This is a genomic window from Lawsonibacter celer, assembly GCF_014281125.1.
Lineage (GTDB): Bacteria > Bacillota > Clostridia > Oscillospirales > Oscillospiraceae > Lawsonibacter_B > Lawsonibacter_B celer.
On record NZ_JACOEA010000001.1, the window covers coordinates 188864 to 210681 of the forward strand.

The following is a 21818-nucleotide window of genomic DNA, read 5'->3' on the forward strand; positions in this document are numbered from 1 at the left end:
TGGGGGAGGAACTGGCTTATCTATTTAGAAATTTGACCAAAAAGAGTTCTGTATCTTATAAAAGAAATGGGACTTGGCATTGTTCACAAAAACATTTCGAAAAAAACGAAAATATATATTGACAAATTCGACAAGTATGGTTATTATTTGTTTGCGGAATGAATCATCTTTCATGTTTTGACGTTCGAAACAAATTGTAAAAATCGGACACAAAGGCATGGGGCGCCGTGCCTGCCAGAGATGAAGAGTGGAGGACTTCGAGCTATGGATAGTAAAGTAAATGTAGGAATCGTCGGGCTGGGTGTCTACCTGCCTGAGAAGCGGATGACTGCAAAGGAGATTTCCGAGGCCACCGGCGGCAACTGGTCTGAGGAAGCGGTCATCAACAAGCTGGGCATTGTGGAGAAGCGTGTACCTTCCGACCAGCCCTGTGACGGGACTCAGGAGATGGGCGCTCTGGCCGCGCTGGACTGCCTGAAGAACACCGGCGTGGATCCCTTGGAGATTGACGCCATCCTCTGTATCACCGAGGAGTGGAAGGAATACCCCCTGACCACCTCCGCCTGTTACGTGCAGGATCGCATCGGCGCCTGGAACGCCTGGGGGATCGACGTGCAGAATCGCTGCTGCACTTGTGTGTCCGCCATGAAGATGGCCAAGGATCTGCTGATTGCCGACGACGAGTGCAACACCGTTCTGGTGTGCGGCGGCTACCGCAACTGCGACCTGATCGACTTCACCGACAACAACGTCTCTTTCATGTTCAACCTGGCGGCCGGCGGCGGCGCCATCCTGCTGAAGAAGAACTACGGCAAGAACCTGTTGCTGGGCACCCATCTGATGAGCGACGGCTCCATCGTCTGGACTGCCGGCGGCGCCGTGGGCGGCATCGCCAATCCGCTCACCCCCGAGAATGTGGGAGAGAACTTCAAGCTGCGTCTGATGGACGCGCCTAAGATGAAGGCTTTGCTCAACGAGAAGTCCACACCCAACTGGTACCACTGCATTGACGAGGCGCTGCGCAAGTCCGGCAAGACCCGCGCCGATATCGACTATCTGGATATTCTGCACATCAAGCGCTCCGGCCATCTGGGCATGCTGAAGGATCTGGGCCTGAGCGAGGACCAGACCATCTACCTGGAGAACTACGGCCACGTGGGACAGATCGACCAGATTCTTTCCCTGAAGCTGGCTCTGGAGCAGGGTAAGGTAAAGGACGGCGATGTCGCCGTTATGATTGCCGCCGGCATTGGCTATACTTGGGCGGCCAACGTAATTCAGTGGGGGTGAGTGATACATGAGCACCTTCCTCCAAGTCGTTCTTCGCAGTTTGGAGACAGGCGGCGTCTATGCACTGGCGGCTCTGGGTATCATTATTATCTTCCGTACCAGTAATATCACCCATTTCGCTCAGGGCTCCATGGGTATGTTCAACACCTTTGTGGTGGCGACCCTGGTGACGAGCATGGAGATGCCCTTGTGGCTGGCCACAATCTGCGGTATCTGCACCGCCATTGTCCTGGGCTGTTTGGTGGACTTCGTTATTATCCGCAGGACGAAAAAGGTCTCCCCGGTGGCCAAGCAGATCATTACACTGGGCTTGATCATGGTCTTTGTGGGACTGGCGCCCATGCTCTTCGGCGTGGACCCGCTGAAGCTGCCCCGCTTTATTGAGAGCGGCGTGCTGAACATCGCCGGCGCTCACCTTACTTATAACGGTCTGTTCAACATTGTGCTGGGCATTGTGCTGATGCTGATCCTCTTCTATGTCCTGCAGAAGACCAAGATGGGCATTGCCATCCGCACCACCGCCTCCAATGAGCCTGTGGCCCGCCTGATGGGCGTGCCCACCCGCAACGTGACCCTCTTTGCCTGGGCTCTGGCCGCCTGCTTGGGCTGTCTGGCCGGCGTAATGATCGCACCCACCACCTCTGTCACCCCCAATGTGATGGACTCGGTCCAGGTCAACGCTCTGATTGCCTGCGTGCTGGGCGGCTTCCAGACCTTCTATGGTCCTATTTTGGGCGCCTACATCATTGCCGTGGGCACCAACCTGCTGACCCTGTATGTCTCCTCCGTTTGGGGCGGACAGCTGATGTACCTGCTGGTTCTTCTGTTCATCGTGTTCCGTCCTCAGGGCCTGGTGGGCAAGAAGTTGATTAAGAAAGTGTAAAGGAGGGGAGAGCCATGGGAAAAAATACACTCAATAATGCGGCCTCCGCTTCCTCTGGGAATTCCAAGGCGGGCATTCTCCGCAACCCCTATCTCCGCTATATTATCTTCGGTGTAGTGATCTGCCTGCTGCCCCTGTTGGCCAAGAGCGGCATTATGCCCAGCTCCTTCCTGGTCAATCTGGGCGGTGTGATCATCTACTCTGTGGTGGCCCTGGGCCTGAACCTGCTGCTGGGCTATTCCGGACTGATCTCCCTGGGTACGGCTGGCTTTATGGGCATGGGTGCCTATATCTCCGGCTATCTGACCGAGAGTGTGGAGCTGCCCTTCCTGCTGGCGCTGTTTATCGCGATTATCGTGGCCGCAGTCATCGGCATCCTGGTCGGGTTCGTCTCCCTGCGCGTGGCCGGCATCTACCTGGCCATTGCAACCCTGTGTGTGTCGGAGATCCTGCGTAAAACCTTCGAAGAGCTGGACCAGTTTACGAACGGGTTTTCCGGCCTGACAGCCAGCTATCCCAGCTTCTTCGGCCATACCCTCAGCCGTGAGGCAACCTTTATCCTGCTGACCGTGATCCTGGTTCTCATCATGATGCTCACCCACAACCTGGTCAACGGTCAGATGGGCCGCGCCCTGCACGCCATGCGCGGCAGTGAGGTGGCCGCCCAGGCCATGGGCATCAATCTGCTGAAGTACCGCCTGACCGTTTTCGCCATTGCCACCGCTTATGCGGCACTGGGCGGAGCGCTGTACATGCACTTCATCAAGTTCTCCTATCCGTCCACCTGGATCATGATGCTCTCCCTGAACATTCTGGCTGTGGTGGTCATCGGTGGCCTGCGCTCCATCTACGGCACGGTCATCGGCGCGCTCATCGTATTCGCGGTGCCCGATCTGATCCTCAAGCGCATCCCTGTGATCGGCAAGATCGACGGTATCGCCTACATCTTCACCGGCGTGCTGATTATTCTGGTGATTATGTTCTACCCCAACGGCGTGGTCGGCATCGGCCGCGACATCAAGCGGCTGTTTGGCCGCGGCAAGACCAAGAACGAGAAAAAGGAGGGCGCCGACCATGTCTGATTCCAACCATGTCACCGGCACCCTGGCGGAGGATCAGGTGCTCAATATCACCGACCTGTCCATTCAGTTCGGTGGTCTGAAAGCCGTGGAGGGTCTGTCTTTCTATGTAAAGGAGAAGGAGATCTTCGGCCTGATCGGCCCTAACGGCGCCGGCAAGACCACGGCCTTCAACTGTATTACCCAGTTCTACCATCCCGACCGGGGCGAGGTGCTTTTCCGTACCCGGGACAATAAGGTGGTCAATCTGGTGGGACGTCCGGTCCACTCCATTATCCGCTTGGGGCTGGTGCGTACCTTCCAGAACGTAGAGGTCATCAAGGAGCTTTCCCTGATCGACAACGTGCTCATTGGCGCACATACTGACTTTAAGTCCACCATCTTTGAGCAGGCCCTGCGGCTGCCCCGGGCCCGCCGGGAGGAGCGCGAGATGCGCGTCAAGGCGGAGAAGGCTTTGGAGTTTATGGGGATCGCCGACCTGAAGGACGCGCCCGCCGGCGGTCAGCCCTACGGCGTGCTGAAAAAGGTGGAGATGGCCCGTACCCTGATGGCTGAGCCCAAGCTCATCATCCTGGACGAGCCGGCCGCCGGCCTCAACGACTCCGAGACCGCTGACCTGGCCGAGACCATCCGCCGGATCCGCGATACTTACAACTGCACGATTCTGCTGGTAGAGCACGATATGCGTCTGGTGATGAATATCTGCGACCGGATCTGTGCCATCTCCTTCGGCCAGTTCCTGGCCTGCGGTACGCCCAGTGAGATCCAGGCCAACAAGCAGGTGCAGGAAGCCTACCTTGGAGAGGAGGACCCCGAATGAAAAAGACCGCCCTTTCCATCAAAGGCCTCAAGGTACGCTACGGCGCCATCGAAGCCGTCAAAGGGATCGATATCGAGGTATATGAGGGCAGCGTTGTGGCTCTGTTGGGCGCCAACGGCGCCGGCAAAACTTCCACGCTGCGCACGATATCCGGCCTGACCAATGCAGCGGAAGGCAAGATTGAGTTCTACGGCAAAGACATTACCAACATGGACACGGAGAAGATCGCCCGGCTGGGCATTGCCCAGTCCCCCGAGGGCCGTCAGATCTTCGGTGATCTGACGGTGGAGGAGAACCTGAAGGTGGGCGCATTCACGGTCAAAGACCGAAAGATCATCCAGAGGGGCTTTGAGCGTTGCTACCGTTACTTTCCACGCTTGGCCGAGCGTAAGCGTCAGATGGCATATACGCTCTCCGGCGGCGAGCTGCAGATGCTGGCCATCGCCCGGGCCCTCATGTCTGACCCGAAGATTCTGCTGTTGGATGAGCCCTCTCTGGGCTTGGCGCCTCTGGTTGTGCGGGATATTTTTGAAATCATCAAGGAGATCAAGGCGGAGGGAACTACGGTGGTCATCGTGGAGCAGAACGCCCTGCAGACCCTGAAGATCGCGGACTTCGGCTATGTACTGGAGGTTGGCGAGATCAATATGTCCGGCGAGGCCAGCGTGCTGATCCGGGATCCCAAGCTGGTCGAAGCCTACCTGGGCGGCAAATAAGCCGTCGAATCGAATTGTGACCCCTGTGGAGCGTCCACAAAAAATATATTTTATAGGAGGAACCGAAATGAAGAAACTCATGTCCCTGCTCCTGGCGGCGGCTTTGACGCTGTCCCTCGCGGCCTGCGGAAACGGCGGCCAGAGCAATAGCCCCGCTCCTTCCGGCTCCGGCAACAGCCCCGCCCCCAGCAACTCCGGCAGCACTGAGATCAAGTACTCTCAGGGTGCTGACGACACCACCATCAAGATCGCCAACTCCGCCGCCACCTCCGGCTCTTATGCCCCTGTGGGCGTGCCCTTTAACGCCGGCATCCAGGCTTACCTGGACATGGTGAACGCCGAGGGCGGCATTGACGGCCGCAAGATCGAGTTCCTGCACACGGACGACGAGTTCGATCCCGTTAAGGGCAAGGCTGCCCTGCAGAACTTTGTCGAGGACGAGAAGGTCTTCGCCATTGTAGGCCACTTCGGCACCCCCGTTGTGGGCGCCACCATTGAGGACCTGAAGAACTACGGCATCCCCGCCGTGTACTTCGCCACCGGCATCGGCCAGCTGTATGCTGAGGGCGCTAAGACCAACGCCGACGGCTACAACATCTTCCCCGTACAGCCCATCTACACCACTGAGGGCCAGATCATGGTCGCCCGCTGCGTGGGTACCTTTGAGGCCACTAAGATCGGCATCATCTACACCAACGACGACGCCGGTAAGGATATGCTGACCGGCGCCGAGGCCAAGTGCAAGGAGCTGGGGATTGAGTACGTGGCTGAGCAGGTAGCCGCCGGTTCTTCCGACGTGTCCGCTGCCGTCACCTCCATCAAGAACAGCGGTGCTGACGCCATCATCTGCGCCGCTATCCAGGCCACCATGCCCACCATCGTCAAGGAGCTGGCCGCCCAGGGCAGCACCGCTCCCGTGATCACCACCTACGTGAACGTGTCCTCCGCCATTCCTCCCCTGGTTTCTGCTGATATCGCCGGCAAGTTCGACGTGTACGGCAACGGCTGGGTGGCCTATGACGACCAGGACGCTCTGGCTCTGTATCAGGAGTGGGTCAGCAAGATCGACGAGAGCTACAACATGAACGCCTATGCTCAGACCGGCTGGATTGCCGCTCACTTCTTCTGCGAGGGCCTGCGCCGCATCGAGGGCCAGGACATCACCTGGGAGAACTACATGAACGCTCTGGAGACCGGCGGTCCCATCCAGAACCCCTTCGGCGGCAAGATTGACTACGCCGACGGCAACCGTGCCGGTACTCAGGAGATGAACCTGTCCAAGATCAACCCCGACGTCGAGGGCGGCTGGGAGCTGGTGGACGGCCTGCAGAGCATGGATACCCTGCTGGCCAGCGCTGGCTGATCTCCCCTTAGCAATCTGTATCTCCTTCGGGTCAGGGAGCTACCCTTCCTCCCGGACTCGATGTAGATAATGCCTATTAAGCTGAGAAGGAGGGCCCCGGTTTTCCGGGGCCCTCCTTCTTATATTCCAGAGAGAAATGCAAAAAATGCTTGAGGAGGTAACGATTTGGCTTATTTTACATTGAATGAAGATGTCAAGCTGTATTATGAGGTGCATGGAGATCCAAATGGAAAAGAGACCATCGCTTTCTTAAACGGCGTTATGGCCTCCGTATCCAGCTGGTCCATGCTCTGGCCGGTGTTTGAACGGGCCGGATTTCGTGTGATTGTCCACGATTTCAAGGGACAGCTGAAGTCCTCCAAGCCGGAGGGACCCTATTCGTTCGCTGAGCACTGTGCTGAGACCAAGGCCCTTTTTGAGCATCTGGGTGTGGAAAAGGTTCATCTGGTCGGGACCTCCTATGGCGGCGAAGTGGCAATGAAATTTGCGATTCTCTATCCCGAGATGGTGCGTTCGATCTCTGTAATCGACTCGGTGAGCGAGCTGGATCCGGTGTGTGAGGGCTTTGTGGTTGGCTGGAAGATTCTCTGCGACACCGGAGACGGAGAACAGTTTTTCTGGGGGATGGCCCCCAGCATCTACGGCCCGGAGTTTATTCAAAAGAACTGGGAGATGCTCTCCGGCCGGGCCAAAGCCATCAAGGGGAATCCTGACGGCTATCTGGAGGGTCAGAAAATCCTCTATGACACCTTTGCCCAGGACGTGACTATGACAGATGCGCTGGGAGAAATCCGCTGTCCGGCACTCATCCTCTGCGGGGAAGAGGACATCCTCAAACCGCCAAAATTTTCGAAAATCATGGCGGAGCGAATCCCAAATGCGGAGTATATGACGCTGCCCGGCTGCGGACATGTGGCGATTTTTGAAAAGCCCCGTGAACTGGAAAGCGCAATTTTTGGTTTTGTGATGAAACACTGTGCCCCTTATGAAGGTTAAGGAGAGAACTGTTATGAGTTTTGAAGAAAAGTATATTTCGGTCGAAAAAGCCCTGAGCATGGTCAAGTCCGGCGATGTGATCGTTACCGGCCTGGGCGCCGCTGAGGCGGGGCTGTTCATGGGACAGCTGCACACCATTGCCGACCGGGTCAAGCATGTGAAGGTGACCAACTGCCTGCCCAGTCATCCCTCTGAGATCTATAAGCCGGAGTATGTGGAGTCCTTTGAGGTGGACGGCTGGTTCTTCGCCCCCCAGATGCGCAAGGCCCACGCCAACGGCAACATGGCCTACATCCCCAACCACCTGCACCTGGCCGCCACCAAGCGCCTGCAGTTTGTGAAGCCCAACATCTACGTGGGCGCCGCCACCCTGCCGGATAAGCACGGCTATGTCTCCCTGTCCCTGTCCAACACCTATGAGAAGCGCATGATCGAGGCGGCCGACCTGGTCATCCTGGAGGTTAACCCCAATATGCCCTACACCTTCGGCGACGTGCAGGTGCCCGTGTCTGATGTGGACTACCTGATCCGTGCCGACTATATGCCCCCGGTCACTCCCGACCTGCCCTTCACGGAAAAGGACGCTGCTATCGGCAAGCTCATTGCGGACATGGTGCCCGACGGCTCCTGCATCCAGCTGGGCATCGGCGGCATCCCCAACGCTGTGGCCGCCGCCCTGGAGTCCAAGAACGATCTGGGCGTGCATACGGAGATGCTCACCAGCGGTATGATGCGCCTGGCCAAGATGGGGGTCATCAACGGCAAGCGCAAGCAGATCAACAAAGGCAAGATCGTCACCACCTTCGCCATGGGCATTCCCGAGCTTTATGAGTTCATGGACTACAACCCCGGTATCGCAATTATGGACGGTGCCTGGACCAACGACCCCTACACCATTGCCCAGAACGACAACCAGGTCTCCATCAATACCTCCCTGGAGGTAGACCTCACCGGACAGTGTGCCTCTGAGTCCCTGGGCTCCCGCCAGTTCTCCGGCACCGGCGGCCAGGCGGACACCGCCATCGGCGCCCAGATGTCCAAGAACGGTAAGTCCATCATCGCCCTCTACTCCACCGCTATGGTGAAGGACCCCGCCACCGGTGAGAAGAGGGAAGTGTCCAAGATCGTGCCCCAGCTGATGGCCGGCGCTGCGGTGTCCCTGTCCCGCAACGATGTGGACCGGGTGGTCACCGAGTACGGTGTGGCCGAGCTGCGAGGCACCAGCATCCGGGACCGTGTGGCCCGCCTGATTGAGATTGCCCATCCCAAGTTCCGCGAAGAGCTGTGGGATCAGGCCGTGGAAGTCGGCATCCTGGGTCGGAGGTAAGCGGCATGGCACGGTTTATTTTTCAGGACAAGTGCATTCACTATGAAGAATATGGCCAGGGGAAACCCATTGTCGTGCTCAACGGCATTATGATGTCCTGCGGCAGTTGGGCCGAGTTTGTGGAGCCCTTTTCCGCCCATAACCGTCTGATCCTGCTGGATATGCTGGATCAGGGCAAGAGTGACAAGATGGACGGCCCCTTTTCCCAGGCGCTCCAGGCCGAGGTGGTCCTGGCCCTGCTGGACTACCTGCAGTTGGATAAGGTGAATCTGCTGGGCATCTCCTACGGCGGAGAGGTGGCGCAGCGCTTCGCGGTAAAGTACGGAGACCGGGTTGAGCGGTTGGTGCTCTTCAACACCACCTCCCGCACCGGCCCCTGGCTCAAGGATATCGGAGACGGCTGGAATCTGGCTGCCGATGACGCCGAGTCTTACTATCTGAGCACGATTCCGATCATCTACTCGCCCGGCTTCTACCGGGAGAACAATGCCTGGATGGAGCACCGCAGAGAGGTTCTGCGCCCGGTGTTCGGCAATCCCGACTTTGTCAACTCCATGATCCGCCTCACCAACAGCGCGGCGGACTACGATGTGACCGACCAGATTCACACCATTCAGGCGCCCACGCTGGTGGTCTCCTGCCAGGAGGACTATCTCACACCCATGGAGGAGCAGCAGCTGATTGCCTCGCGGATTCCCAACAGCCACTATGTGGTTATTCCCAAGTGCGGACATGCGTCCATGTATGAAATGCCTGTGCTGTTTACTGCCTTGACGCTGGGCTTTTTCAACAATACCAAAGTGAAATTTGATATTGTATAATAGATAGTTTGCAGTGAGAAATATTTGCAGCACAAAATGGTGTTGAATTTTAATCTGTTTTTCGCTATAATCATTTTTAAAATAAGAGGAGATGAATTGCTCCCAAGAGAAGGTACAAGAAATGCAGGATGATTTGATCAATATTCCCCGCACAAAGCGGGGGCGCATGACCCTAAACAACATCTTGAGCGCTGCAATACAGGTATTTTATGAGAAGGGCTATCATTCCGCTTCCATCAATGACATTACCAGTTTGGCAGGCGTAGCCTCAGGAACCTTTTATGTCTACTTTGACAGCAAGTATAACCTTTATAAATACCTGCTGTTCCAGTGCAGCCATAAGATCCGGAAGTTTTTGAGCCAGGCCACCAGCGGCTGCAAGACGCGGCTGGAGGTGGAGCGTGTGGGTCTGAAGGCATGGCTGGAGTTCATTATGGAAAACCAGTACATGTACCACATCATCTGGGAGTCCATGTATATCGACTATAGTCTGTTTGTGCAGTACTATGAGACCTTCTGTGCCGCCTACAAGCGGGGCCTGGAGAAGAGCAAGGCCGCCGGTGAACTGGGGGATATCGACACAGAGGTACTGGCCTATACCCTGATGGGTATCACGAACTTCCTGGGCCTGAACTGGTGCCTGTTTAAACGGGATCCCTCTGCCATCGACCATGTGGTGGACGAATTTATGAAAATTCTTGAGGGAAATGTGTTTAAGCCGGAGCCGGATCAGCAGCTCAGGTACAAGGAACAGGCAGAACACAGTGTTCCGCCGAAGTCCCGCTTTCGCTTCGAGATCGAGGTGGACGATGACGAGGGTGAGGAAGAGGACGGAGCATAAAAGAGGGAATGATTATGATAGAACAGCGGATGTGGAAGACACAGCGGCTGGAGATTGCCTGTTACCAGGGTGGGACCGCCGGTGCACCCAAACTGCTTCTGTTGCACGGCAATGCCTCGTCTTCCAAGTTTTACCTTCCTTTGATGGAACGGTTGGAGGGGCGCTTTGAATTGGCAGCCCCGGACCTGCGCTGCTTTGGGGACAGCCAGCCGATGCCAGTGAACGCCGCACGTGGACTGCGGGATTTCAGCGACGATATCTATGCCCTGACCCAGACGATGGGCTGGGACCGATTTTATCTGTTGGGCTGGTCTATGGGCGGCGGCGTGGCGATGCAGTATGCCATTGACCACAGTGAGCAGCTGCTGGGCCTGATTCTGGAGGCGCCGCTCTCTCCCTTTGGCTTTGGGGGCACCTGTACCCCGGATGGCAGGATGCTCACACCGGCCGGTTTGGCCAGCGGTGGAGGCTGCGCCAATGCGCAGCTGGTACAGGCGCTCCAGGCGGGCAACCGGGAATTTATGCGCACCATGCTCAACAACGTGTATCTCTACCCCGGCTTCCGCGTGGAGCCGAAGTGGGAGGAGCAGTTTGTAGATGCCATTGCGTCCACAAGGGTAGGAGACGGGATGTATCCCGGCGATTCGGTTTCGGTAACCCAGTGGCCGGGGGTGGCCTCCGGTTCCAGAGGCGTGTGCAATACCATGTCTCCGGTGTACTGTAATTTGTCCGCCCTGACGGATATTCCCCGCAAGTGTCCGGTCCTGTGGCTGCGCGGCGACAGTGACCTGGTGGTGGGGGATCACAGCCCCTGCGATTTTGGGGCGCTGGGTGAGATGGGGGCCGTGCCCGGCTGGCCTGGACCGGAGCTTTTCCCGCCGCAGCCCATGGTCGCTCAGACCAGATATGTGCTGGACCAATACGCCGCAAAGGGCGGAAGCTATCAGGAGATTCTGCTGGAGCACAGCGGACATGCCTGTCATGTAGACCAGGAGGACAAATTTCTTAAGAGCCTGATGGATTTTGTCTTTTCGCGCAAAGAATGAAAAAATCTGCCGGAAACGGCGGAGTCCTATAGGGACCATACAAAACGATTGGAAAGCAAAGAACTGCCGCAGGATGATTCCTGCGGCAGTTTTTTACCTGCAGATGTACAGACGATCCTCCTGCCGCGGAAATTGACGCTGTTTGTCACATTTGCTTATAATCACGTAAAAATAACGTAAAATGACCTTGGATGGCCCCCTGGAGAAGCTGCTGCGCGACTATGAAGAGGATCTGTGCATTACTGGGTATTCTTCTGGAGAGGCTCTGTTGGAAGACATGGGGGAGGGGCATCGGGATTTCTCCCTGTTGTTTTTCGATATCTTTAGTATTCGCATTTATCTGAGCGGCGGTGAGGTCGTCGGGAGCAGCGGAAAGCTGGGGAATCTGGCCGCACGTCTGGATGGGTGCGTGGTGCCCATCCGCATACGGGACCGCAAGGCTATGGCCGACGAATACTACCGATTTTTTGTCAAGCATGCGATGACGATAAGGGGAAGGAAAGTATGAGCCTGCATGTCACCAATCTGATCTTCAACACTGTGCTGATCTTCTGCCAGCTGAACACCAGGGCGGCAGCGCCACCCGGGCGGAGGTTGCCGTCCTGCTGATGCGCTGCTGCGAGAACCCCGCAAGCCTGAAATAACAAAAGAACAAGAGGGACCGGAGTTTACTCCGGTCCCTCTTTGTGATGAGAGAAGCGGGTGGGCCTTGGGTGTCGGTCATTCAATCCCTTTGCCGTTGTTCCAGGTCCAGTTTCGGATCTCCGGCATGTCCTGGCCCTCGGTGATGATGTACTGGTGATGCTCCACCAGCTTATCCCGCATCAGCTGGATGAGGAAAGCGCCCCGATTGCCCAGCTGGGGCAGGCGCTTGACCACGTCCTGCACCAGATGGAAGCGGTCGATATCGTTTTGTACCCGCATGTCGAAGGGGGTGGTAATGGCTCCCTCCTCCTTGTAACCGCGCACATGGAGCAGTTTGTTGTGCCGGCGGTAGGTGAGCTCATGCACCAGGGAGGGGTAGCCATGAAAGGCGAAGATGATGGGCTTGTCCCGGGTGAAGAGGGCGTCATAGTCCTCGTCGGTGAGGCCGTGGGGATGCTCTGTATGGGGCTGGAGCTTCATCAGGTCCACCACATTGATGACCCGCACTTTTAATTCCGGCAGCTCCCTGCGGAGAATGGTCACCGCCGCCAAGGTCTCCAGCGTGGGGGTCTCGCCACAACAGGCCATGATTACATCGGGGTCAGCCCCCTCGTCATTGGAGGCCCAGCGCCAGATGCTGATGCCCTGGGTGCAGTGCTTGACCGCCTGATCCATGGTCAGCCACTGGGGCATGGGCTGCTTGGAAGTGACCATTACATTGACATAATTCCGGCTCTTGATGCAGTGGTCAAAGCAGGAGAGCAGGCAGTTGGCGTCCGGCGGCAGATAGAGGCGCACCACGTCCGCCTTCTTGTTGGCCACATGGTCCAGGAAGCCGGGGTCCTGGTGGGTAAAGCCATTGTGCTCCTGCTGCCACACGTTGGCAGTGAGCAGATAGTTCAACGAGGCGATGTCCTGACGCCAGGGGAGCTGATTGCACACCTTCAGCCATTTGGCGTACTGGGAGAACATGGAATCCACAATGCGCACAAAGGCCTCGTAGCTGTTGAATACCCCGTGCCGGCCGGTGAGCAGGTAACCCTCCAGCCAGCCCTGACACATGTGCTCGGAGAGCATGGCGTCCATCACCCGGCCGTCCTGGTCCAAATACTGGTCGGCATCCGTGCGCTCGGCCATCCAGCGCCGGCCGGTGGCCTCAAACACCGCCTCCAGCCGGTTGGACAGAGTCTCGTCCGGGGCAAACAGCCGGAAGTTCCGGGCCTCCCGATTGAGTTTGATCACATCCCGAATATAGCCGCCGAGGGCCTGCATATCCCGGGCCTGGATCTCTCCGGGCTGGGGGACCTCCACGGCGTATTTGCGGAAATCGGGGATGCGCAGGTCCCGCAGCAGCTGGCCGCCATTGGCGTGGGGATTGGCCCCCATGCGCCGGGTGCCCTGGGGGGAGAGCTCCCGCAGTGAGGGGATCAGGGCGCCGTTTTCGTCGAAGAGTTCCTCCGGGTGGTAGCTGCGCAGCCAGTCCTCAAGAATCTTCAGGTGGTCCGGCCGGGATCCGTCCAGGATTAGGGGCACCTGATGGGCCCGGAAGGTGCCCTCCACCGGCATGCCGTCGATCTCCTTGGGGCCGGTCCAGCCCTTGGGGGAGCGGAACACGATCATGGGCCAGCGGGGACGGGTGGTGTCACCCCCCTCCCGGGCGCTGACCTGAATGCGCTCAATCTCCCGGGTGGCCCAGTCCAGAGCGGCGGCCATGGTCTGGTGCATCTGCATGGGATCATCCCCCTCCACAAAGCGGGGAGTCCAGCCGCAGCCTTTGAAAAAGTCCTCCACCTCGTCGTGGGAGATGCGGGAGAAGATGCTGGGGTTGGCGTTTTTGGCGCCGTTCAGGTGGAGAATAGGGAGCACCGCGCCGTCGGTAACCGGGTTGATAAACTTATTGGAGTGCCAGGCCGCCGCCAGGGGGCCGGACTCCGCCTCTCCGTCGCCCACCACACAGGCGGCGATGAGGGCGGGATTGTCCATCACCGCGCCGAAGGCGTGGGCCAGGGAGTAGCCTAACTCGCCCCCTTCGCTGATGGAGCCAGGGGTCTGGGGACCACAGTGGATGGGAATGCCGCCGGGGAAGGAGAACTGGTGGAACAGGTGCTTCATGCCCTCCTCATCCTGGCTGGCATTGGGATAAATTTCGCTAAAGGAGCCCTCCAGATAGGTCTGGGCCACCAATGCGTTGCCCCCGTGGCCGGGGCCGGAGAGATAGATGATGTTCAGGTCGTATTTGGTAATGACACGGTTGAGGTGGGTATAGATGAAGGTCTGGCCGGGGACGGTCCCCCAGTGACCCACAAATTTTTTCTTCAGATGCTCCTGCCGCAGTGGCTCCCGCAGCAGGGGATTGTCCAGCAGATAGATCTGGGCCGCGGCCAGGTAGTTGGCCGCCCGCCAGTAGGCGTCGATCCGGCGCAGCAGGTCTGCGGAGAGAGGGTTCTTCTTGGACATGCGGGTAGACGTCTTAGCGGCGGCTTTGACAATGCTTTTTGCCGTTTTTGGCACTTAAATACCCCCTTAATACAATAGCTCATCTATTATTATAGGTCATAGCGGAGGAGTGTCAAGAGAAAACGCACAAATTTTCGACCTAATATAACAATACCGGAGGGTTTAGCCTCCGGTATTGTTTCCTTATACACCGCCGGTTTCCAGCAGTTGAAAATTTAAAAGGGAAAAAGACGCCCCATCGTAGCAGAGCTGCGCGGTGACATTGGCGAAGTAGCGCGCCTGGCCGTTAATGTTCAGGCCGATGCCGAATACAGCGGTAAGAGAAGTGTCCTCTACCCGGTAAAAGAGCAGGTCGCCGAAGGAATCCCAGAGCCCCACACGGCCGGCCTCTTCCGGTCCCAAAGTGTAGGAGACTGTGTTCCCGCCGCAGGCAACAGTGGCCGTACGGGGCTCGTAATGGTATTCGATGGCGTCCAGCAGAAGCGGGTTGTAGACCTCCGGCCCAAAATGGCGGTCGGTCCAGCCCTCCGCCCACTCGTAGATGTGCAGGTCCGCAGACTGGGGGGTTGTGTAATAGAGAATCAGAAGCTCCTCCTGCCCGTCCGCGTCAAAGTCGCCCCACTGCAGTTTGGGCGCCGTCTCAGGGCGCCGGGCCATGGGCGCGGGAAAATACTGTACCGCATCCCCCCGACGCAGCAGCCAGCCGCCCTCGTTCACATCTACGCCGCAGTAGAGCTGCACATCCTCCGCCGTACCCATCAGCCAGCAGGGCACGCCGCCGAGGAGGGCAGATTCCTCCAGTGACTGGGGCAGCAGAGATAGGTCGGGGCGCTCCCACCAAAGGGGCGCGGAAGAGGGGGAGGCCACAGGAACAGGGGTGGGAGTGGAGGAGGGAAGCGGTGTGGAGGGGGCCTGCCCATGGGAGCAGGAGGAGAGAAGCAGTCCCAGTGCCAGCAGGGGCGCAAGCAGCTTTTTCATAACGTCATCCCTCCAGGGAAAGCAGGTTCAGCCGGCGTACCCGCCAATAAAAGATCAGGCAGATCAGACACGAGGCCACTTCCGCCAGCGGGAAGCAAAGCCAGATCAGAGAGGGCCGCATGTGCCCCAGCACCAGCGCGGCGGGGAGGAGGAGCACCACCTGCCGCAGCAGGGATACGATCAGGCTCAGGGTGGGGGAACTCATAGCCTGGAAAGCGGAGCAGAGGATAATGGAGACGCCGGCAAAGACAAAGGAAAGGGCGATCACACGCAGGGCGGGTATTCCATCGGAGAGCACGGCGGTGTCCGCGTCAAAGAGGCGGAGCAGCGGCCCCGGGGCCAGCAGAAGCAGCAGGGTTCCCGCCGCCATAATGCCAACCGCGATGGCCATGGCGAAGTAAATCAGCCCCTCCACCCGGCTGCGGCTTTTGGCGCCGTAATTAAAGCTTACCGGAGGAACCAGACCGTTGCTCAGGCCATAGACCGGCATAAAGATAAAGGACTGCAGCTTAAAATAGGCACCCAGAATGAATACCCCGGTGTCGGTGAGCAGGCCCAGAATTTTGTTCATGCCCATGGTCATGACCGTGCTCAGGGACTGCATGACAATGGCGGGAAGAGCGATGCGGTAGATCTCCCCAATGGCCTGACGGTCAGGGCGAAATCCCCTGAACTGGACGAGGATGGTTTTGCTCCTGCTTACCAGCCAGAGGCCAACGGCCATGCCGATAAACTGGCCGATGATGGTAGCCAGGGCGGCCCCGGCCACCTTCAGTTCCGGAAAGGGCCCGATGCCGAAGATGAACAGCGGGTCCAAAATCAGGTTTGCAACAGCCCCCACGCCCTGGATCACCAGGTGGCCGACGGCATTGCCCGAGGCCTGGAGCACCCGTTCCCCGGCAAATTGAAAGCACATGCCCAGGGAGCCCACAGTGACGATGGTCAGGTAGTCCAGCCCATAGATGGCAGTGACCGGATCGTCCGTAAAGGCCCACATATAACCCCGCAAGCCAAAGAGACTTACCAGGGCAAAGGCCGCCCAGGTGAGAAAATAAAGGAAATATCCGTTGGCTGCAACTGCGTTGGCGCGGTCGGTCCGGCCCTCGCCCAGACGCCGGGAGAGCATAGAGTTGACCCCAACGCCGGTGCCCACACAGACGGAGACCATCAGCATCTGAATGGGGTAGACCAGGGAGAGCGCTTCAAAGGCCTGTCCGCCCAGGCGGGCTACAAACAGGCTGTCTACCAGATTGTACAGAGCCTGAATGAGCATGGAGAGCATCATAGGCCAGGACATGCGGATCAGCAGCGGCCGCACCGGAAGCGCGGCCATGATATTCGGATTCTCGTTCAAAAGGGTCCCTCCGGTCAAACAACGGGCTCCCGGTGGGGGAGCCCGCTGCTCAGTTTGATGGATGTGTGTGCACAGCAAAGCAGCGGCCCACTGTGCCCTCAGACCACTCCAGCCGTCTCCGGCGCCTGCGCCGACCCGCACGCCTGGCCGTGCTCCTGATTGGCCAGGGCCCGGGCGTTGGCCAGCATCAGTTTGATGCGGTTTTCCTGGTTGATCTTGGTGGCGCCGGGGTCGTAGTCGATGGCCACAATGTTGGAATAGGGGTAGTCGTCCTTGAGCTTGCGGATCATGCCTTTGCCCACAATGTGGTTGGGTAGGCAGCCGAAGGGCTGGGTGCACACGATGTTACTGGTGCCGGAGTGGATAAGCTCCAGCATCTCGGCGGTGAGCAGCCAGCCCTCGCCCATCTTGTTGCCCTCGCCTAGGTAGCCCTGGATCAGCCGCCGCAGATCCTCGAAGGTGCCCGGGGCGCGGAAGCCGCCCCGCTCCATGGCTGCAATCATGGCCCGCTGGCATTTCTCCACATAGCCTTTGAGTACCTGGCAGGCTTTTTTCTTGATCCACTTTCCGCCGTAGATATTGACGTCCACCTCGCGGTTGTAGATCTTGAAGATGATGAAGTCGGTCAGGCCGGGCACCACCGGCTCGGCCCCCTCGGAGAGCAGGAACTGCTCCAGATTGTTGTTGCCCAAGGGAGAGTATTTGATGTAGATCTCGCCCACCACGCCCACGCGTACCTTGGGCTCCCCGGCTGTAGGGACAGCCTTGAAGGCGGCGGTGATGCGGTCGAAGTTGGCCGTCATGCTCTTGAAGGACAGCCCCTTGCCCTGGTTCATGCCGTCCAGCAGCCAATTCTCCACCTCGCCGATGACCCGGTCGGTCTCCCCGGCGTTCACCTCGTAGGGGCGCACCTGGTTGGCGCACTGGACAATGATGTCCCCGTACATCATGGCGAATACCGCCTTGCGCAGCATGCCCAGGCCTAGCTTGAAGCCGGGATTGGGCTCCAGCCCGGACAGGTTCAGGGACACCACGGGGATGTAGCTCAGCCCAGCCTTTTCCAGGGCCTTGCGCAGCAGGTGGATGTAGTTGGAGGCCCGGCAGCCGCCGCCGGTCTGGGTGATGAGCAGGGCCACCTTATGCATGTCGTATTTGCCGCTCTTCACCGCGTCGATCAGCTGGCCGATGACCAGCAGAGCGGGGTAGCAGGTGTCGTTGTGAACGTACTTGAGCCCCTCGTCCACAATATTGCGGTGGTTGGTGGTGAGCATCTCCACATGGAAGCCGTCATTTTCCAGAATGCGGGCCATCAGGCCGAAGTGGACCGGCAGCATGGTGGGGAAGAGAATGGTGTACTCCTTTTTCATCTCCTCGGTAAACAGAAGCCGCCCGGTCTTGTCGTAGATCAATTCTGCCATAAGCTTTTGGTTCCTTTCAATCGGAAAAATGGGGGCCCCGTGCGGCCCCGGCAGAGCGGACGGAAGCTTACTCCGCCCGCGCGTCCATGGCCGCCATCAGGGAGCGCACGCGGATCTTCACCGCCCCCAGGTTGCTGATGTCGTCAATTTTCAGCTGGGTGTACAGCTTGCCGCCCTCCTCCAGGATGGCGCGCAGCTCGTCGGTGGTGATGGCGTCCGTGCCGCAGCCGAAGGAGACCAGCTGCACCACCTGCATGTCCGGCTGGGTGCACACATAGCGGGCGGCGTTGTACATGCGGGACTGGAAGGTCCACTGATTGAGCACCTTGCGGGGGGCGTAGCCCTCCAGATAGCTCAGGGCGTCCTCGGTCACCAGCACGAAGCCGAAGCCGGTGATCAGGTCGTTGATGCCGTGATTGATCTCCGGGTCGATATGGTAGGGCCGCCCGCAGGCCACCAGAATGGGCATGTGGCGCTCCCGGGCGTACTGGATGTACTGCTTCCCGGTCTCCCGCACGTCGTGGACATAGGCCTCATAGGCGGCGTAGGCCGCCTTTACCGCGGCCGCGGTCTCCTTTTTGGGCACGTCGAACTGGTCGTACATCAGCTGAGCGATGCGCTTTTCAAAATCCTTGTGCCGCCACAGGCCCACATAGGGGTCCAAGTATTTGGTCTGCTTCAGGGCTGGCACGTTGGCAGCCAGAAGCTCCGGATAGTAGGCCACCACCGGGCAGTTGTAGTGGTTGTCCCCGATGCCCTCGTTGTTGTTGTAAGACATGCAGGGGTACCAAATGGCGTCCACCCCCGCCTCCACCAGGGCCTCCACATGGCCGTGGAGCAGCTTGGCGGGGTAGCACACCGTATCCGAGGGGATGGTGTGCTGGCCCTTCAGGTACAGCTTGCGGGAGGACTCGGGGGAGAGGACTACCTCAAAATTGAGGCGGGTGAAGAATTCAAACCAGAAGGGCAGGTTCTCATACATATTCAGGCCGAAGGGGATGCCCATGGTCCCCCGCACGCCGGTGCCGGCTCCCTTGCCCTTCAGGGCGCGGAGCTTGCGGTATTTGTAGACCATCAGGTCGGGATTTTCCGCCTTCTCCTTGCCCAAGGGGCGGGAACAGCGATTGCCCGAGATGAATTTCCGGCCTCCGTCAAAGGTGTTGACTGTGAGAGAGCAGTGGTTGGTGCAAAGACCGCAGGTGGCGGGCTTGGCGGTGTGGAAGAAGGTCTCCAGCGCCGCCCTGGTCAGCAGGGCGCTCCGGTCCAGGTGCAGGTCCCGGGCGGCCAGGGCCGCGCCGAACGCGCCCATCAGCCCGGCGATGGTGGGGCGGGTCACGTCCCGGCCCAGCTCCTGCTCGAAGGCGCGCAGCACCGCGTCATTGAGGAAGGTGCCTCCCTGGACCACGATGTGCCGGCCCAGATCGTCGGCGTTGGCGGCCCGGATGACCTTGTATACCGCGTTTTTCACAATGGAGATGGACAGGCCGGCGGAGATGTCCTCCACGCTGGCACCGTCTTTCTGAGCCTGCTTTACGCTGGAGTTCATAAACACCGTGCAGCGGGAGCCCAGGTTCACCGGGTGGGGGGCCAGCAGGCCCAGCCTGGCAAAGTCGGCGATGCTGTACCCCAGGGCTTTGGCGAAGGTCTCGATAAAGGAGCCGCAGCCGGAGGAGCAGGCCTCGTTGAGCAGGATGGAGTCCACGGCCCCGTTGCGGATCTTAAAGCACTTCATGTCCTGGCCGCCGATGTCAATGATGAAGTCCACATCCGGGTTGAAGTGGCGGGCAGCGTTGTAGTGGGCCACGGTCTCCACCAGACCCGCATCGCAGGAGAAGGCGTTTTTAATCAGGTCCTCGCCGTAGCCGGTGACGGCAGCCCCCTGGATGGTGATCCGGTCCCCGCACAGCCGGTAGATCTCCTTCAGCTGCTCCAGCACAATGGCCACCGGATTGCCCAGGTTGGAGTGGTAATAGGTGTAGAGCAGCCCGCCGTCGGCGGTAATGAGGGCCATCTTGGTGGTGGTGGAGCCGGCGTCGATGCCCAACCAGGCGGGGCCGGTGTAGGTGCCTGCGTCCACCTCCGGGGGGTGCATGGCGTTGTGCCGGGCGGTGAAGCCGTCGTACTCCTCCTGGCTGGTGAACAGGGGGGGCATGGTGTCCACCAGGCCCACGTCGCCCACGCTCTCCTCCAACTTCTTCAGCAGTTCATCAAAGGGGTGCTCGGCATAGTCGCAGGCGCACAGGGCCGCGCCGATGCCCGCGAAGCAGTCCCCGTCCTCCGGGAAAACGGCGTGCTCCCCGTCCAGCTTCAGGGTCTCCACAAAGCGCTGCCGCAGACCCATGAGGAAGTGCAGCGGCCCGCCCAGAAAGACGATCTTCCCCTTCAGCTCCCGGCCCTGGGTGAGCCCGGCCACCGTCTGGTCCACCACGGCCTGGAAAATGGAGGCGGCCACATCCTCCTTGCGCCCGCCCTGGTTGAGGATGGGCTGAATGTCGCTCTTGGCGAACACGCCGCAGCGGGAGGCGATGGGGTAGATCTTTTCGTGCTTCAGGCTCAGCTCGTCCAGCTCGGTGACGCTGACGTTCATCAGGGTAGCCATCTGGTCGATAAAGGCCCCGGTGCCGCCGGCACAGGAGCCGTTCATCCGCTCCTCCAGCGCGCCGCCGAAGAAAATGATCTTGGCATCCTCGCCGCCCAGCTCGATCACCGCGTCGGTGTCCGGTATGTACTGGTTGACCGCGGCGGCGGTGGCGTATACCTCCTGCACGAAGTCGATCCCCGCGGCCTTGGCCACGCCCAGACCGGCCGAGCCGGTGATGACCATGCGTACCTGCCTGCCGGCGAGAAGATCGCTGATGGAGCGCAGGGTTTCGGCCGCCCGCTCCCGGGCTTTGGAATAGTGCCGCTCGTAAGAGCGGAAGAGAAGCTTGTTCTGCTCGTCCAGCACCACGACCTTGACGGTGGTGGAGCCGATGTCGATTCCGATGCGAAGGCTCATAGATTCACCTTAAATCCTTTTTTAATCGTACCCTATATAATATTACAAATCGACCTTTTTTACAACCGGTAAAATCATAGGGCGGTAAAGTATTTTATTCGAAATAAGAATGAGCGCGGATCAGTTCAAAGCGGCTGCGCTCAAAGGTGAGCAGCCCCTCCCGGCGCATCTTACCCAGCTCGGCGGACAGGGCGCTGCGGTCCACGCCCAGGTAGTCGGCCAGCTGCTGCCGGTCAAAGGGGATGGAGAAGGCGTAGCTGCCCTGGCGCCTGGCCTGATAGGACAGATAGGAGAGTAGGCGGCCCCGGATGGTCTTGGCGGAGATGTGAAACATCCGCCGGGAGAGGGTGAGGTTCTTCTGTGCGGAGACGGCCAGCAGATTGCGCACTAGTTTGGCGTGGTGGGCGCAGGCGTCCGGGCAGGTCCGCAGCGCCCGGGCCGCGTCCAGGAAAAGCACCCGCACGTCTGTGCCCGCCACCACATTGACCATCAGCGGTTCGTCGGGCACACAGGCGTAGGTCTCGGCAAAGACCTGGCCCGGCTCCAACTGGTCCAGAATGGTCCGGTTGCCCCAGATATCATCGCTTTCAATGCGCACCCGTCCGGAGAGCACCAGGCCCATGGCGCGCACTGTGTCCCCGGTGCGGTAGAGGAAGGCGTCCTTTGGAAAAAAGCGCTCCTCCGCGCTCAGGCAGGTCACCATCTTGGCTGCCTCCTCCGGAGTGGTTCCCCGGAAAAGCGGTGTGTTGGTGAGAAACAGAAAGTCCATAAAAATCCTCAATTCGT

Annotated in this window: 18 protein-coding genes; 12 read left to right on the forward strand and 6 right to left on the reverse strand. The window is 59.1% G+C overall.

Features of this window, described 5'->3' with window-relative positions:
* The first annotated feature begins 264 nt into the window (after positions 1 to 264).
* From H9Q75_RS00875 to H9Q75_RS00930, 12 genes are all read left to right on the forward strand, one after another.
* On the forward strand, positions 265 to 1290 hold the full coding sequence (locus H9Q75_RS00875) for a 3-oxoacyl-ACP synthase (RefSeq protein ID WP_186564284.1): 1026 nt from the start codon (positions 265 to 267) through the stop codon (positions 1288 to 1290).
* A 7-nt stretch (positions 1291 to 1297) separates the two neighbouring features.
* The gene (locus H9Q75_RS00880; RefSeq protein ID WP_186564285.1) at positions 1298 to 2173 is read left to right on the forward strand and encodes a branched-chain amino acid ABC transporter permease; all 876 of its coding nucleotides are present in this window, start codon (positions 1298 to 1300) and stop codon (positions 2171 to 2173) included.
* 14 nt (positions 2174 to 2187) lie between these two features.
* Positions 2188 to 3255 (forward strand): branched-chain amino acid ABC transporter permease, encoded by a 1068-nt coding sequence (locus H9Q75_RS00885; protein WP_186564286.1) that lies wholly within the window; start codon positions 2188 to 2190, stop codon positions 3253 to 3255.
* The gene (locus H9Q75_RS00890; RefSeq protein ID WP_186564287.1) at positions 3248 to 4072 is read left to right on the forward strand and encodes an ABC transporter ATP-binding protein; all 825 of its coding nucleotides are present in this window, start codon (positions 3248 to 3250) and stop codon (positions 4070 to 4072) included. The genes H9Q75_RS00885 and H9Q75_RS00890 overlap by 8 nt, the downstream gene beginning before the upstream one ends.
* On the forward strand, positions 4069 to 4788 hold the full coding sequence (locus tag H9Q75_RS00895) for an ABC transporter ATP-binding protein (protein ID WP_186564288.1): 720 nt from the start codon (positions 4069 to 4071) through the stop codon (positions 4786 to 4788). Before H9Q75_RS00890 ends, H9Q75_RS00895 begins: the two co-directional genes overlap by 4 nt.
* Before the next feature lie 67 nt (positions 4789 to 4855).
* Entirely contained in the window at positions 4856 to 6151 is a 1296-nt protein-coding gene (locus H9Q75_RS00900) for an ABC transporter substrate-binding protein (RefSeq protein WP_186564289.1), read from the forward strand.
* Positions 6152 to 6316: 165 nt separating this feature from the next.
* A complete protein-coding gene (locus H9Q75_RS00905) occupies positions 6317 to 7147 on the forward strand; it encodes an alpha/beta fold hydrolase (protein WP_186564290.1) in 831 nt (276 codons plus the stop codon).
* A 13-nt stretch (positions 7148 to 7160) separates the two neighbouring features.
* Positions 7161 to 8474, forward strand: coding sequence for an acetyl-CoA hydrolase/transferase family protein (locus H9Q75_RS00910; protein ID WP_186564291.1), 1314 nt, complete (start codon positions 7161 to 7163; stop codon positions 8472 to 8474).
* Between the two features lie 5 nt (positions 8475 to 8479).
* The gene (locus H9Q75_RS00915) at positions 8480 to 9295 is read left to right on the forward strand and encodes an alpha/beta fold hydrolase (RefSeq protein WP_186564292.1); all 816 of its coding nucleotides are present in this window, start codon (positions 8480 to 8482) and stop codon (positions 9293 to 9295) included.
* Positions 9296 to 9416: 121 nt separating this feature from the next.
* Positions 9417 to 10136, forward strand: coding sequence for a TetR/AcrR family transcriptional regulator (locus H9Q75_RS00920; RefSeq protein ID WP_186564293.1), 720 nt, complete (start codon positions 9417 to 9419; stop codon positions 10134 to 10136).
* A gap of 14 nt (positions 10137 to 10150) precedes the next feature.
* Positions 10151 to 11182: an alpha/beta fold hydrolase gene (locus H9Q75_RS00925; protein ID WP_243200632.1), complete on the forward strand. Its 1032-nt coding sequence runs from the start codon at positions 10151 to 10153 to the stop codon at positions 11180 to 11182.
* Positions 11183 to 11363: 181 nt separating this feature from the next.
* Positions 11364 to 11690 carry a hypothetical protein gene (locus tag H9Q75_RS00930; protein WP_186564294.1) on the forward strand — a complete coding sequence of 109 codons (327 nt, stop codon included), beginning with the start codon at positions 11364 to 11366 and terminating at the stop codon, positions 11688 to 11690.
* Positions 11691 to 11902: 212 nt separating this feature from the next.
* Here H9Q75_RS00930 and H9Q75_RS00935 read toward each other — a convergent pair whose 3' ends face one another.
* From H9Q75_RS00935 to H9Q75_RS00960, 6 genes are all read right to left on the reverse strand, one after another.
* The gene (locus H9Q75_RS00935; protein WP_186564980.1) at positions 11903 to 14284 is read right to left on the reverse strand and encodes a phosphoketolase family protein; all 2382 of its coding nucleotides are present in this window, start codon (positions 14282 to 14284) and stop codon (positions 11903 to 11905) included.
* Positions 14285 to 14467: 183 nt separating this feature from the next.
* Positions 14468 to 15262 (reverse strand): hypothetical protein, encoded by a 795-nt coding sequence (locus H9Q75_RS00940; protein WP_186564295.1) that lies wholly within the window; start codon positions 15260 to 15262, stop codon positions 14468 to 14470.
* A gap of 4 nt (positions 15263 to 15266) precedes the next feature.
* Entirely contained in the window at positions 15267 to 16616 is a 1350-nt protein-coding gene (locus H9Q75_RS00945) for an MATE family efflux transporter (protein ID WP_243200633.1), read from the reverse strand.
* A 98-nt stretch (positions 16617 to 16714) separates the two neighbouring features.
* Positions 16715 to 18034, reverse strand: a complete 1320-nt coding sequence (locus H9Q75_RS00950) for a 2-hydroxyacyl-CoA dehydratase (RefSeq protein WP_186564296.1) — start codon at positions 18032 to 18034, stop codon at positions 16715 to 16717.
* Positions 18035 to 18101: 67 nt separating this feature from the next.
* Positions 18102 to 21032, reverse strand: coding sequence for an acyl-CoA dehydratase activase (locus H9Q75_RS00955; RefSeq protein WP_186564297.1), 2931 nt, complete (start codon positions 21030 to 21032; stop codon positions 18102 to 18104).
* Positions 21033 to 21126: 94 nt separating this feature from the next.
* Positions 21127 to 21801, reverse strand: coding sequence for a Crp/Fnr family transcriptional regulator (locus H9Q75_RS00960; RefSeq protein ID WP_186564298.1), 675 nt, complete (start codon positions 21799 to 21801; stop codon positions 21127 to 21129).
* Positions 21802 to 21818 lie beyond the last annotated feature (17 nt).